We start from the raw sequence: 12,941 nt of genomic DNA on the forward strand, positions 1-12,941 counted from the left end.
ATGCCCGACACCCCCGACCCGCAACTCGTTCAAGCGGCGCAGGATCGCCTAGCGCGAGATCCGGGGCGCATTGTCAGCCTGGATTTCTGCGGAGCACGCTACGTCATCAAGCGGGTACGCGAGAAGGCGCGCAGCCGTCACCAGCAATGGGCCATCCGGGTACTTTGCCGTACCTTCTTCCCATTCCTGACGGCGCCGGGCAACGCCCCGCCACGCGATGGCTGGTACGAGATGGAGCGCGTTCGGGCACTCCAGACGCTGGGGCAACCGGTTCCACAGGTGGTCGCGCAATTGCCGGACGCGGTGATGTACAGCCATTGCGGCGAAAATGTCGAACACACGCTTCGGGAACAGGACCCGGCGGCCCGCCGCGCCACACTCGAGGCAGTGACACGCAACCTCGCTACTTTTCATCGCGCCGGCTGCTGGCACGGCGGCGCCCAGTTGCGCAACGTACTGTTCGACGGCCAGCACTTCTATCGCGTGGACTTCGAGGAGGACCTTGACCGGGTCCTGTCACTGGAATTGGCCCAGGTCTACGACCTGTTCCAGCACCTGGCGGATGCCACCACCTGGGCCGCGGGAGACGACACCGCCGAGTCTCTGGGGCGCGACCTGCTGGCCCTGTACCAGGCCGAACACTGGAGCCCGCGGCACACCCGGGCCCTGCGCGGCGTGGCCCGGCTTCTGGCCCCGTTCCGCTGGCTGGGGCCGTGGCTGGACAACGCCCGTAGCCGCGACGTCCGACGCAGCGTGGCGATGGCCCGCGTGACCCGAGAGGGCATACGCCGAGGGCCAAGGAAACACTGATCCATCTACACGCTCGCAATAGCCTTGAGGCAGGGAGTGCGGATATCAATCCGTGTTTCCCTGGAACGGGAAATGCGAGCACGCTGACCACCGGCGGCGGGCGCCTCGAGGTGCTAGACTCCCCGGCTTCCCCGATTCAATCGTCAGCCCCAGATGCAGCTCGGAATCCATCACTTCGCGGACCCCGTCGTGTTCCTGGCCCCCATGGCCGGCGTGAGCGATCGCCCGTTCCGGTTGCTGGCCCGCCGCCTGGGCGCCAGCGCGGCGGTATCCGAGATGGTCACCTCCAACACCCGGCTGTGGGCCAGCGACAAGAGCCGCCACCGGCTGGACCACCGTCAGGAGCCGCGCCCGCGCATCGTCCAGCTGCTGGGCAACGAACCCGAGCCGCTGGCCGAGGCGGCCCGCGAGAACGTGCGCCGGGGCGCCGACGTGATCGACCTGAACCTGGGCTGCCCGGCGAAGAAGGTCTGCAGCAAGGCCGCAGGGTCGGCCCTGCTGGGCGAGCCGGAACGGGTGCGCGAACTGCTCCAGGCGCTCACGGAGGCGGTCACCGTGCCGGTCACGCTGAAGATGCGCCTGGGCCTGGACCGCGAACGGATGAACGGCGAAGCGATCGCCTCCATCGCACAGGCGTGCGGCATCGCGATGCTGACCGTGCACGGGCGCACCCGGGCCGACGCCTACCGCGGGCAGGCGGACCATGCCGCGATCGCGCGCATCGTCCGGTCGGTTTCCATCCCGGTGCTCGCCAATGGCGACATCACGGACCCGGACACGGCGATGCGGGTACTGGATACCACCGGCGCGGCCGGGGTGATGATCGGACGCGCCGCCCAGGGCCGGCCCTGGCTTCCGGGTCAGATCCGCGCCGCGCTGGCCGGCGAAGCGATCCCGCCGGCACCGGACCCGGTCGCGCGCCTGGCCCTGATCGAGGAACACGTCACCGGCCTGCACGCCCAGTACGGCGAACCGCAGGGTGTGCGTATCGCGCGCAAGCACCTGGGCTGGTATCTTCTTGGTCTGGGTCTCGACGAGGCCCGCACCCGGGCGGCCCGGGCTGACCTTCTCGCCGCCCCCACGGCCAGCGAACAACTGCGGCGCCTGCGCGCCCACCTGACGGGAATCGCAAGCGAGGCTGCATGAGCGTGAACATGCCACTCGAACAGGACCCGGACGTCCAGGAAGCATCGGTTGCGGCCACACTCCCGTCCGACTGTGTGCTGGCGGACTCGGTCCGGCGAGCGCTGGATCAGTATTTCGAGACCCTGGACGGGCAAAGCAGCCACGACCTCTACGCACTGGTCATGAACGAGGTGGAGCGCCCCCTGCTGGCCAGTGTGCTGGAGCGCTGCGGAGGCAACCAGAGCCGCGCCGCCGCCCTGCTTGGGCTCAACCGCGCCACCCTGCGCAAAAAGCTGCGCGCCCACGGGCTGGTGGAGGCCAACGGGAACGGCAACGGGAACGGCGCCGCGACCTGACGCTCGGTTCTGGTCACAGGAAGACAGGAAGGCCGGAAGAATTACTCCGGTTTCCGACACGGATGCCATTTACGGCCAGCTGGAAAAACCAACAGGTTACTGATGCAGGGCCTGGCCAATGACCGCCCCGAAATGCGCGGCATCACCAGCCAGCCTGCAGCCAATCACTGCTTTCCCTTCCAATCTTCCCGTCTTCCTGTAGACCGCCCTTCTCGGTGTCCCCTGTGTCCTCAGTGGTTCAATCAGCCCGCCGCTAGTCCTTCCAGGCGAGACGGTTCAGGGCCGTCCGGTGCAATTCCGGAGTGGCCGCGGCCAGGACGTTCGCGGTCTTCAGGTCGAGCTCGCCACCGGAGAGGTTGGTGAACACGCCGCCCGCCTCGCGCACGATCACCGCCAGTGCGGCGATGTCCAGGATGTTGACGTCGGACTCGATGATCAGGTCGATGCTGCCACGTGCCAGCAGGTGGTAGTGGTAGAAATCCCCGTAGCCGCGGGTGCGGTTGACCTCGGCCATAATGCCGCCCAGCGCGGTCCACCCCTCGGGGCTCTGCGCCAGGGACTTGAGGTTGCCGGTGGACAGCGAGGCGCGCCCGAGATCGACGGTCTTCTCGACCGCAATCGGGTTGCCGTTCAGGAAGGCGCCCTGGCCCTTCTCCGCCCAAGCCCGTTCGCCGAACTGGATGCCGTTGGACAGCCCCAGGATCAGCTCGCCCTTGTACATGAGCGCAATCTGGGTTGAGAAGAACGGGTAGCGCCGCACGAAGCTCTTGGTCCCGTCGATCGGGTCGATCAGCCAGACATAGTCGGAGTCCATGTCCGACTGCCCGGTCTCCTCGCCATAGAAGCCGTGGTCCGGAAAGTGCTCGCGGATCACCTGGCGGATCGCCTGTTCGCTCTCCACGTCGGCCCGGGTCACCGGGGTGTCGTCGGGTTTGGTTTCGACGTCGACACCCGCCTCGTAGTAGTGGCGGATCACCTTCTCGGCGGCATCAGCGGCGGCCTGGGCGGCCTCCATGAACGCGCTTCGCGACATGTTCGTGTCCCCTCGAAAAAAGGCCATAGCTTAACATGCGCCCTATTCGCCGCTGACCCGGGGCGACCCTGCCGCCTTCGCGGGTTGGTTGTCGCCGCCGGGTCATGCCCCGATAATGCCGCGATTCTTTCGAGGAGCCGGAACATGTCCAAGAAGCTGCCCGACGTCAGCAATATCGAACGCCTGGAGTTATTTGGCGAGGACTACAACCCCACCGCGACCATCGAGAACGTGGACGGCCAGAGCCTGTCGCTGCAGATCTACTACCAGCTGGCGCTGGATTACGGCGGCATCGGGCCCAAGGCGGCCAACTCGGGCCTGCTGCTGTACGGCAGCCACGCCGACGACGCCCGCGCCAACCCGGGCAAGCATCCGAACATCGACCGGCTGATCGACGTCCTGAACAACGACTACTACCTGTCGGTGAAGGCCGTCCCCAAGCGCGGCAGCCAGGCCGGCTAACAACCGGGCTTAGACCCGGTTGGCGTAAAGCAGCCGCCAGCCCCGGGTCGGATGCCGATGCAGCCGGGTGCGGCTGGCGTACTCGCAATCGAGCTGGTACAGGCGGTCGTCCGGCACGCCCAGCACCCAGCCGACCAGCCCGCGTATAACCCCCGCATGCACCACCATCAGCACCCGTTCGGACTGCAGCGGCCGCAAGGCCCCATCGAAACCGGCCTCGACCCGGCGGCGAAAGGCCGTTAGCGGCTCCGCACCAGCCGGGCGCGCGTGCACCGGGTCGGCATAGAAGGCGCGGTATTCCTCCGGTCGATCCCGCTGCAGGTCGACCCGCGTACGCCCCTCCCAGTCGCCAAAACCGATCTCGCGCAGGTGCGGCTCCAGAATCAACGGAAGGTCCTGTGTGGAGGCGAAGCGCTCGGCAAACGCGCGGCAGCGCTGCATTGGCGAGCTGACCACATACTGCCACTCCTCCTCGCCCCGGACCGCCCGCTCCATCTGGCTCCAGCCGCGCGCGCTCAGCGGATCGTCGCAGCCGTGGCCACGGTAGCGCTGGCCGCCCTCCGGCTCGCCGTGACGCAGCAGGTCCACAATCATGCGCTCACCTCGTGCAGTTCCTGCCGCAGGCGCGCCCAGTCGAAATGGGGGCCCGGATCCGTCTTGCGTCCCGGGGCGATATCGCTGTGGCCGGCCAGCGCATCCGGCCCGATATCCGGCCAGCGGGTGCGGACCCAGCCAATCATTCGCGCGAGCGCGGCGTACTGCGCTGGGGTAAAGGGATCCTCGTCGGTCCCCTCCAGTTCGATCCCGATGGAGAAGTCGTTGCAGCGCTCGCGTCCCTGCCACCGCGACACCCCGGCATGCCAGGCGCGTCGGGAGAACGGCACGAACTGGGTCGCCTGGCCCTCGCGGTCGATCAGCACATGGGCGGAGACGCGCAGGCCGCCGACCTCGGCAAAGTAGGGGTGGGCATCCGGATCGAGCCGGTTCTGGAACAGCTCGGCGACGTGCCCTCCACCGAACTCGCCCGGCGGCAGGCTGATCGCATGCACCACGATCAGTTCCGGTTGCTGACCGGGCGGACGCTCATCCTGGTTCGGGCTGTCGAGGCGCTGCGCCGGCGGGTACCAGTCCCGGTCCGGCGTGACGGTTTCGGCGTGCAGGGATTTCACGGCGCCTCCTCGGGCGGTCGGGCCAGTACGGCCGCCAGCGCCTCGCGCAACAGGGGCAGGCGCGGCGGGGCTTCCAGGCGACCGTGATAGGCCCCCGCCTGAAACACGAACAGTGCCGGCAGATGGAAGACCTCGAACTCCCGTACCAGGGCGGTATCGGTCTCGGCATCCACCTCGAACAGCGCCGGCGCATCCCCCGCCGCCTGCCATTCCGCCAGGACCCGCCCCATGACCTTGCAGGCCCCGCAGCCCTGGCGCGTGAACAGGATGACCGCCGGCCCCGGGACATCCATCAGATGCTGATGAAAGTCGAACTGGGTCAATATCGGGAGCGACTCCCGGCCCACGGCGGATGCCGCGGCACGCGGTCCGTTGGTCAATGGATTACCCTCACCGCTGCTGTCTTTATGAATCGGGGATCGTGGGTTAGTTTACGCGGCCCGCTGCGAAGGAATCGACCGCCCCGGTGTCCGAACTGAATCCCCAACAACAGGCCGCCGTGACCACCACGGACCGCCCCCTGCTGGTCCTGGCCGGGGCGGGTTCCGGCAAGACCCGCGTGATCACCGAGAAGATCGCTCACCTGATCGAGCGGCGCGGCCTCGCCGCACGCCAGATCGTAGCAATTACCTTTACCAACAAGGCCGCGCGCGAGATGCGCGAACGTGTCCAGGGGCGACTGTCACGCGAACAGGCCCGGGGCCTGAACGTCTCCACCTTCCACACCTTCGGGCTCAACTTCCTGCGTCGCGAGCTGCAGGCGGCGGGGCTGCGCCCCGGCTTCTCCATCCTCGACCCCGGTGACTGCCGGCAGCTGCTGCGCGAGATTACCTACCGCGACGATACCGGCTCCGAGGTCGACGCCCTGATTGGCCACATCAGTCGCTGGAAGAACGACCTGATGACGCCGGAAGAGGCGCTGCACGAGGCGAGCCAGATGAGCGACGCCCCGGAGGCGATCGCCGCGGCCAACCTGTACCCGCGCTATCAGGACGCCCTGCGCGCCTACAACGCGGTGGACTTCGACGACCTGATCAAGCGCCCGGTGGACTGCCTGCGCGACGACCCCGAGCTGCGCAACCGCTGGCAGGACCGCATCCGCCACCTGCTGGTGGACGAATACCAGGACACCAACTCCGCGCAGTACCAACTGGTGCGCGTGCTGATCGGTGTCAGCGACGGGCTGACGGTGGTCGGGGACGACGACCAGTCGATCTACGCCTGGCGCGGTGCGCGCCCGGAGAACCTCGCACGGCTGCAGCAGGACTTCCCGCGCCTGGAGGTCATCAAGCTGGAGCAGAACTACCGCTCCACCAACCGCATCCTGCACACCGCGAACGCCCTGATTGGCAACAACCCCCACGTGTTCGAGAAGCGGCTGTGGAGCGCGCTGGGCGAAGGCGAGAAGATCGAGGTCATCGGCTGCTCCGACGCCGACACCGAGGCCGCGCGCGTAGTCTCCGAACTGATGCGCCGGCGCTTCCGCCTGAATGCGACCTGGGGCGACTTCGCCATCCTCTACCGCAGCAACCACCAGTCGCGGCTGTTCGAGAAGCTCCTGCGCGAGCAGGGCATCCCCTATCGCCTGAGCGGCGGCCAGTCGTTCTTCGAGAAGGCCGAGATCAAGGACCTGGTCGCCTACCTGCGCCTGCTCGCCAACCCGGACGACAACACCGCCTTCCTGCGCGTGGTCAACGTGCCGCGCCGCGAGATCGGGCCGGCCACGCTGGAGAAACTCGGCCACTACGCCAACCAGCGCGGGGCCTCGCTACTACAGGCCGCGCGCGGCGCCGGCCTGTCCGAATACATGGACGCCCGCGCCCAGGCGCGGCTGGAACGCTTCACCGACTGGGTCGACGGCTTCCAGCGCCGCGGCGCGGAGGAGGCCCCGGACGCGCTGCTGCGCGCCCTGGTCGAGGACATCGACTACGAGTCCTGGCTGCTCGAGAACAGCCCCAACCCGCGCGCCGCCACCCGGCGCATGGACAACGTGCGCGAGTTCATCGACTGGGTCGGGCGCATGGGCGGCGGCAACGCCACGGCCGAATATGGCGACGACGAGGCCGAGGATGACCGGGGCATGGACCTGGCCGACATCGTCAACCGCATCAGCCTGATGGACATCCTCGACCGCAACCGTGAATCCCAGGACGGCAACGAGGCCGTACAGCTCCTGACCCTGCACACCGCCAAGGGTCTGGAGTTTCCACACGTGTGCCTGGTCGGTTTCGAGGAGGAACTGCTGCCACACCGCGTCAGCGTCGAGGACGACTCCATCGAGGAAGAGCGCCGCCTGGCCTATGTCGGCCTGACCCGCGCCCAGCAGACCCTGCTGATCACCTACGCCCAGCAACGCTCCCGCTACGGCGAGACGATCGACTGCGAGCCCTCGCGCTTCCTCGACGAACTCCCGGAAGAACACCTCGACTGGCCGGACGCCAAACCGCCGGACCCCGAGACCCAGCAGCTCACCGCCCGCGCCCACCTCGCCGGCCTGAAGGCCATGCTGGAGAAATGAAGAAAGGGTCCGGAGCCAGTCGGCTCCGGACCCTTCAGCCCTCTCCCCCATTACGCCTTTACAGCCGGAAACGCGAGGTCAGCTCCTGCAGTTGAGCCGCGAGCCGCGCCAGTTCCTCGGTTGCCGCGGTCGTGTTTTCCGAAGCCCGGGAGGTCTCCTCGGCGACATCCCGGATGTTGGTCACGCCCTCGTCGATGTGCGCCGCCGTGGCACTTTGTTCCTCGGCCGCACCCGCGATCTGGTGATTGACGTCGGTAATCTGATCGACCGAGGCCTTGATCCCGGAGAACGCTTCCTCGGCCTCGTGGGCATCGGCCACCGTAGTGGAGACCCGCTCCATACCGACCGCCATCGACTTCGACGACTGCCCGGCACGATCCTGGAGCTTGGTGATGATCTCCTGGATCTCTTCGGTCGAATTCTGTGTACGGCTGGCCAGCGTGCGCACCTCGTCGGCCACGACGGCAAACCCGCGCCCCTGCTCTCCCGCTCGCGCCGCTTCGATGGCCGCGTTCAGCGCCAGCAGGTTGGTCTGTTCCGCCACACCCTTGATGACATCCAGCACCACGGTGATGTTCTCGACATCCGACTGCAGGGCCTGGACAGACTCGGAGGTCTCGCCAACGGACGACTCCAGGGAACGGATGGACTGCAACGTCTTCTGCAGTGACGACTGCCCGACGTCGATATCCTTCTTGGCGCTGTCCGCGGACGTGGCCGCCCCCTGGGCACTGCTGGCCACCTCCCGGGTGGTCTGCGTCATCTCGTTCATGGCAGTGGCGATCTGCTCGATCTCCTGATGCTGCCGATGCATGCCCGAGTTGGTCTGCTGGGTCGTTGCGGACACCTGTTCCGCCGCGGAAGCGACCTGGCGAGTCGCATCGTTGATGGCCTCGATCATCGAGCGCAACTGAGTGAGCATTGTCCGCATCGCCTGCGAAAGACGCCCCGTTTCGTCGTTGCGCGCAGTCTCGGGGATGTCGTGGCTCAGATCGCCCTGGGCGATCGCGTCCGCCGCGTCCACCGCACGCAGGAGCGGGGCGAACGAGCGCTGCATGTACCAGTAGATCAGGATGGCCAGCCCCACGAGGACCAGGATCGAACTCGCAATGGCGACCCGGTTGATGAACGCCTGCCGCCCGAAGCTCTCGGTGAAGTCGCTCACGCTGACCAGGTGCGCCAGTGCCTCGCCATCCGGTGCGCGGACGGGGTGGGTTACGACGGAATAGGACCGCTCGCGACCGGAGGTGCGCGCGACGCGCGTCTCGCCCAGCTCGGGGAGATTCAGATCAATCCGGTCCAGAAGATTGTTCTCCTCCGGATCGAAGGAGCGGTATTCAACACCGCCCCGGGCGTTGAAAATCAGGTTGAGGGAGTTATCGGCGCCCGCCATCTCGGCCAGGGCCGAGTTCATCTCCCGCATGAACACGCCGACGCCGACCAGATCGGCACGGTCATACAGGGGAAATGCCAGCACGGCGACCAGGACGCCGTCCTCGTCGCGCTGGATGCCGTTGAGGACATTGCCGGTCTCCAGGACCGACCTCACCAGCGGCTTACGGACCGCTCCCGAGAAGTCGCCCGCACTGGAGAACTGGATGCGTCCGTCGGCGTTGACCACCTGGAGGCGATCCAGGACGCCCGACGAACTCATGCGGTTAAAGGTAGGCCGCGCGGCCGCCTGCAAGGCCTCGCGGTCGCCCTCGAAGAGCGCGCCAATCGCATCGCGGTTACGCGTGAGGCTCGGCACCCCCGGCTCCATCCGCTCGATCTCGGTGGAGATAATGCGCTCCCATAGCTGCCCCTTGCTGCTTTGCATCAGCTCCTCGAACCGCGTCTCCGTGACGCCCTGTGAAACGCGAGCGAGGCTGATCAGGACGATCGAAGCGAGTACGAGGGCACCCAGTGCCAGCAAGGTCAGACGAAGTTTGAGCGACATGACGCCCCCGGTGATCTTCTTGTTATGTAAAAACCTGAACCGCTGTGCGACGCTTCCAATGAGGCATCGCACAGCAAGTTCTTTAACGGCTTTTCAGGGGATTTCTTGAGGATTATTCAACCGGGTAACCAGCTTCCTGCCAGGACGGGAAGCCGAGACGATAGTAGTGGACACCGGTAAAGCCCCACTCCACCGCCCGCTCGGACGCAGCCGCGGTCCGCCAGCAAGGGGTGCTGTTGCAGTAGAAGACCACATCGGCATCCTTAGAGCCGATGAATTCCAGCAGCGACTCCTCGGTGATGTCGCTTTGGGACTGATCGCGCTCGACGGTCAGGTTGATCGCACCCGGGATACGGCCGGCTTCGTAGTCGGAGGTGCTGCGCACGTCGACAAACGGCACCCGCTGATCGAACAGGGCACGCGCCTCCGCCGGGCCGACGTAGGTGGTGCCGTCAACGGTCTCGGGAGACTCGTAGTCAGCGAGCAGGGCGAACGGGAAAAGGAAGGCGAGCACGACAGAAAAGCGGGCAAGGGATCTAAAAACGTTCATGTTTTATTTCTCCTGATGGGAACGGGATGCACCCATAACGTGACGAAAATCACGCTATGTAACGTTCAGTTAACCCAACCAGGCACCTTTTGGCAAGGATTTTATTGTCGGATTTTTTTACATCTATACCCGCCATAATATGAGAATTTACTCACATAAGGCGCCAAAACAGGGCAGAGCCCCGCGCCGCTATGTCAATGCCTTTGCAGGAGCTTCAGCCCCACCCGGGTGATGCGGGCGCCGTCCATTTCGCGGATAACCAGGCGCATGGGGCCAAGATCGACGGCGTCGCCGACGACCGGTTCGGCCTGGAGCTCGTGGCGCAGGTAGGCCTCGAGGGTATCGCCCTGGCGTTCCGGCGGGACCGGGGCACCGTAGGCCATGCCGACCGCGCCCAGCTGGGCATCGCCGTTGAGGGCGAACTCGCCGAACACGCTGCGCTCGGTGAGACGCTCCGGCACCTCGTCCTTGGGCACGAACAGGCGGTCGAGATCATGCAGATCCGACGGAGCCACCATAATGTAGAGGTGATCGCCGGCGTGCAGATCCAGCAGCTCCAGGGTCTCCAGCAGCTTGCCGCCACGCAGGTGGGCCACCACCCGCGCGGTCCCCGGCAGGCGGAAGTTCGACCAGGCCTCGCGCACCACCGGCGTCGTCTCCGCCAGGCGATAGCCCACCAGCTCCATCTCCTGCTGGCCGGGGATATCCAGCTCGGTGCGCTGCACGCGTGCGGTGGTGGGCGGCAGTTCCAGGCCCAGCCAGCGCGCCGAGGGCGCCACGGTCCAGCCCTGTACCAGCAGCGAGATCAGCACCACGAAGAAGACGACGTGGAAGAAGTGGCCGGCCAGCTCCAGCCCGGCCAGCAGCGGGAACAGGGCCAGGATGATCGGCACCGCCCCGCGCAGGCCGACCCAGGCGATGAACACCTGCTCGCGCCAGGGGAAGTGGAACGGATACAGGCAGATCCAGACCGCCAGCGGCCGCGCGACCAGGATCAGCACGGCGGCGACCAGCCCCGCGTCCAGCGCCACCGGCGGCAGTCCGGAGGGCGTCACCAGCATGCCGAGCATCAGGAACATGCCGATCTGGGCCAGCGAGGCAATGCCGTCGTGGAAGCGCTTGATGTTCTGCGACGCCTCCAGCGGCCGGTTGCCCAGCAGCAGGCCGGCCAGGTACACCGCCAGGAACCCGGAGCCACCGACCAGGCCGGTGAGCCCGAAGATGGCCAGGGCCCCCGCCATCGCAAACAGTGGATAAAGCCCGGCGGCCATGGGCACCCGGTTGATCAGCGCCAGCAGGGCCAGGCCACCGCCAACCCCGAGCACCGCGCCCAGGCCCATCTGCTGGATGAACTCGACCAGCACCACCAGGCCGAACTGCTGATCGGGCATCAGCAGCAGCTCGATCAGCACGATGGTCAGGAAGATCGCCATCGGATCGTTGGAGCCGGACTCGATCTCCAGGGTCGCGCCGACACGGCTTTTCAGCTCCAGCCCGCGCGAGCGCAGCAGAGAGAACACGGCGGCGGCATCAGTGGAGCCGACGATCGCCCCGAGGAGCAGCCCCTCCAGCCAGGAAAGCCCCAGCCACCACACGGCGAACACGCCCGTCAGTCCCGAGGTCACCAGCACCCCGATGGTCGCGAGTCCCAGCGCCGGCTTCAGCCCGATGCGGAAATTGCGTGCGGGCGTTCGCATCCCGCCATCAAACAGGATGATCGCCAGGGCCGCCGAGCCGATCAGATAGGCGAGGGTGATATTCTCGAAGACCAGACCGCCCGGGCCTTCCGGGCCCAGCAGCATCCCGATGACCAGGAACACCAGCAACAGGGGCACCCCCAGCCGCGAGGTGATCACGCTCGAAAGGATGCTCCCCAGCAGCACGATCGCGGCCAGGAAGATGATCTGGTTGGAGAGGTCCATGCCCCAATCATACCGGAACGCCCTCGGATCCCGAGGGCGTGAGCCCCGCCGCGCCCTGGCTGCTTTGCTACTCGGGACGACCCTTGCGGCGCTGACGGCAACCCCGGCTGCTGTGGCTGGCCCCGGGGTGGACGCCCTGCACTTCGAGTTCGAGAACGACCTGTTCGCGGGGGAGGACCGCTATTACACCAACGGCGTGCGCATCGGCTGGACGCGCAGCGAGGAGAAGGTCCCGCCCTGGCTGCAGGATGTTGCCGACTTCCTGCCTTTCTTTGTGGGCCCCGACGACCCCGGACGCCTGAAGGCCGCGATCCACCTCGGGCAGAACATGTACACCCCCGAGGATATCGAACGCACAACACCCGACCCGGATGACCGCCCCTACGCCGGCTGGCTGTACCTGAATTTCAGCATGGCCCAGGAACACGACGACCGCCTGGACCGGCTGCAGGTCACCCTGGGCACCGTGGGGCCCGCCTCCCTGGCGGATCGCACCCAGAAAGAGGTCCACAGCTGGTCAAGCGCGCCGCAGCCGCAGGGATGGGATCACCAGATTGGCAATGAACCCACGCTGATGGTGGCGTACGAACGTCAGCTACGCGGTTATACGCAACGTGCAAGGGGCGGCTGGGGCCTGGATCTGACCCCGCACTGGGGCGCGGCGGCGGGAACGCCATTCACCTTTGCGAATGCCGGCGCCATCCTGCGCGCGGGCCGCAACCTGCCGGGCGATTACGGGCCGCCCCGCATCCGGCCCGCCCTGTCCGGTTCCCACACCTTCGAGACCAGCGCCCGCGTCGGCGGCTATGCGTTTGCCGGTGTCGACACGCGGCTGATGCTCTACGACCTGTTCCTGGACGGCCCGGTCTTTCGCGACGGTCCATCGGTCGACAAGCACCCCGTAGTGGGCGAATTGACCGCCGGCTTTGTGTTTCACATCGGCGCGGTACGCCTTGGCTACACCCACGTCTGGCGCTCGCGTGAATTCAGCGGTCAGGCCAAGGGTGCGGCCGAGTTCGGCTCGCTGCACGCCACCTGGCAGTTCTGAATACGGGGG

Annotated in this window: 13 protein-coding genes; 6 read left to right on the forward strand and 7 right to left on the reverse strand. The window is 66.7% G+C overall.

Going from position 1 to position 12,941, the window contains the following annotated elements; translation table 11 throughout:
• The 3 genes from F572_RS0109260 to F572_RS0109270 all read left to right on the forward strand — a co-directional run bounded on the left by F572_RS0109260 (position 1) and on the right by F572_RS0109270 (position 2,291).
• Entirely contained in the window at positions 1 to 810 is an 810-nt protein-coding gene (locus F572_RS0109260; protein WP_017942598.1) for a hypothetical protein, read from the forward strand.
• Between the two features lie 153 nt (positions 811 to 963).
• Positions 964 to 1,956 carry a tRNA dihydrouridine synthase DusB gene (gene dusB, locus F572_RS0109265; protein WP_017942597.1) on the forward strand — a complete coding sequence of 331 codons (993 nt, stop codon included), beginning with the start codon at positions 964 to 966 and terminating at the stop codon, positions 1,954 to 1,956.
• Positions 1,953 to 2,291, forward strand: coding sequence for a helix-turn-helix domain-containing protein (locus F572_RS0109270; protein WP_018158446.1), 339 nt, complete (start codon positions 1,953 to 1,955; stop codon positions 2,289 to 2,291). Before dusB ends, F572_RS0109270 begins: the two co-directional genes overlap by 4 nt.
• Positions 2,292 to 2,544: 253 nt before the next feature.
• On the opposite strand, the gene F572_RS0109275 is transcribed toward F572_RS0109270, so the two are convergent.
• Positions 2,545 to 3,306, reverse strand: a complete 762-nt coding sequence (locus tag F572_RS0109275; RefSeq protein WP_017942595.1) for an inositol monophosphatase family protein — start codon at positions 3,304 to 3,306, stop codon at positions 2,545 to 2,547.
• Positions 3,307 to 3,468: 162 nt separating this feature from the next.
• Here F572_RS0109275 and F572_RS0109280 point away from each other — a divergent pair, with 162 nt between their 5' ends.
• The gene (locus F572_RS0109280; protein ID WP_017942594.1) at positions 3,469 to 3,786 is read left to right on the forward strand and encodes a DUF2322 family protein; all 318 of its coding nucleotides are present in this window, start codon (positions 3,469 to 3,471) and stop codon (positions 3,784 to 3,786) included.
• Between the two features lie 9 nt (positions 3,787 to 3,795).
• On the opposite strand, the gene F572_RS0109285 is transcribed toward F572_RS0109280, so the two are convergent.
• The 3 genes from F572_RS0109285 to F572_RS0109295 are packed head-to-tail and all read right to left on the reverse strand — an operon-like array spanning position 3,796 to position 5,278.
• Complete coding sequence (locus tag F572_RS0109285; RefSeq protein ID WP_017942593.1) at positions 3,796 to 4,380, reverse strand: histidine phosphatase family protein; 585 nt, start codon at positions 4,378 to 4,380, stop codon at positions 3,796 to 3,798.
• Positions 4,377 to 4,955, reverse strand: a complete 579-nt coding sequence (gene ampD / locus F572_RS0109290) for a 1,6-anhydro-N-acetylmuramyl-L-alanine amidase AmpD (RefSeq protein ID WP_017942592.1) — start codon at positions 4,953 to 4,955, stop codon at positions 4,377 to 4,379. Before ampD ends, F572_RS0109285 begins: the two co-directional genes overlap by 4 nt.
• A complete protein-coding gene (locus tag F572_RS0109295) occupies positions 4,952 to 5,278 on the reverse strand; it encodes a thioredoxin family protein (RefSeq protein WP_017942591.1) in 327 nt (108 codons plus the stop codon). Before F572_RS0109295 ends, ampD begins: the two co-directional genes overlap by 4 nt.
• Before the next feature lie 143 nt (positions 5,279 to 5,421).
• On the opposite strand from F572_RS0109295, the gene F572_RS0109300 reads away from it, so the two are divergent.
• Complete coding sequence (locus F572_RS0109300) at positions 5,422 to 7,473, forward strand: UvrD-helicase domain-containing protein (RefSeq protein WP_017942590.1); 2,052 nt, start codon at positions 5,422 to 5,424, stop codon at positions 7,471 to 7,473.
• Between the two features lie 58 nt (positions 7,474 to 7,531).
• Here F572_RS0109300 and F572_RS0109305 read toward each other — a convergent pair whose 3' ends face one another.
• The 3 genes from F572_RS0109305 to F572_RS0109315 all read right to left on the reverse strand — a co-directional run bounded on the left by F572_RS0109305 (position 7,532) and on the right by F572_RS0109315 (position 11,884).
• Complete coding sequence (locus F572_RS0109305) at positions 7,532 to 9,412, reverse strand: methyl-accepting chemotaxis protein (protein WP_017942589.1); 1,881 nt, start codon at positions 9,410 to 9,412, stop codon at positions 7,532 to 7,534.
• Between the two features lie 112 nt (positions 9,413 to 9,524).
• Entirely contained in the window at positions 9,525 to 9,962 is a 438-nt protein-coding gene (locus F572_RS0109310) for a rhodanese-like domain-containing protein (protein ID WP_231291124.1), read from the reverse strand.
• 194 nt (positions 9,963 to 10,156) lie between these two features.
• Entirely contained in the window at positions 10,157 to 11,884 is a 1,728-nt protein-coding gene (locus F572_RS0109315) for a potassium/proton antiporter (protein WP_017942587.1), read from the reverse strand.
• Between F572_RS0109315 and F572_RS0109320 the strand changes: the two genes are divergently transcribed.
• The gene (locus F572_RS0109320) at positions 11,883 to 12,932 is read left to right on the forward strand and encodes a lipid A deacylase LpxR family protein (protein ID WP_051045154.1); all 1,050 of its coding nucleotides are present in this window, start codon (positions 11,883 to 11,885) and stop codon (positions 12,930 to 12,932) included. The genes F572_RS0109315 and F572_RS0109320 overlap by 2 nt on opposite strands.
• Positions 12,933 to 12,941 lie beyond the last annotated feature (9 nt).

Origin of the sequence: Thioalkalivibrio sp. ALE14 (assembly GCF_000376845.1) — a bacterium.
GTDB lineage: Bacteria > Pseudomonadota > Gammaproteobacteria > Ectothiorhodospirales > Ectothiorhodospiraceae > Thioalkalivibrio.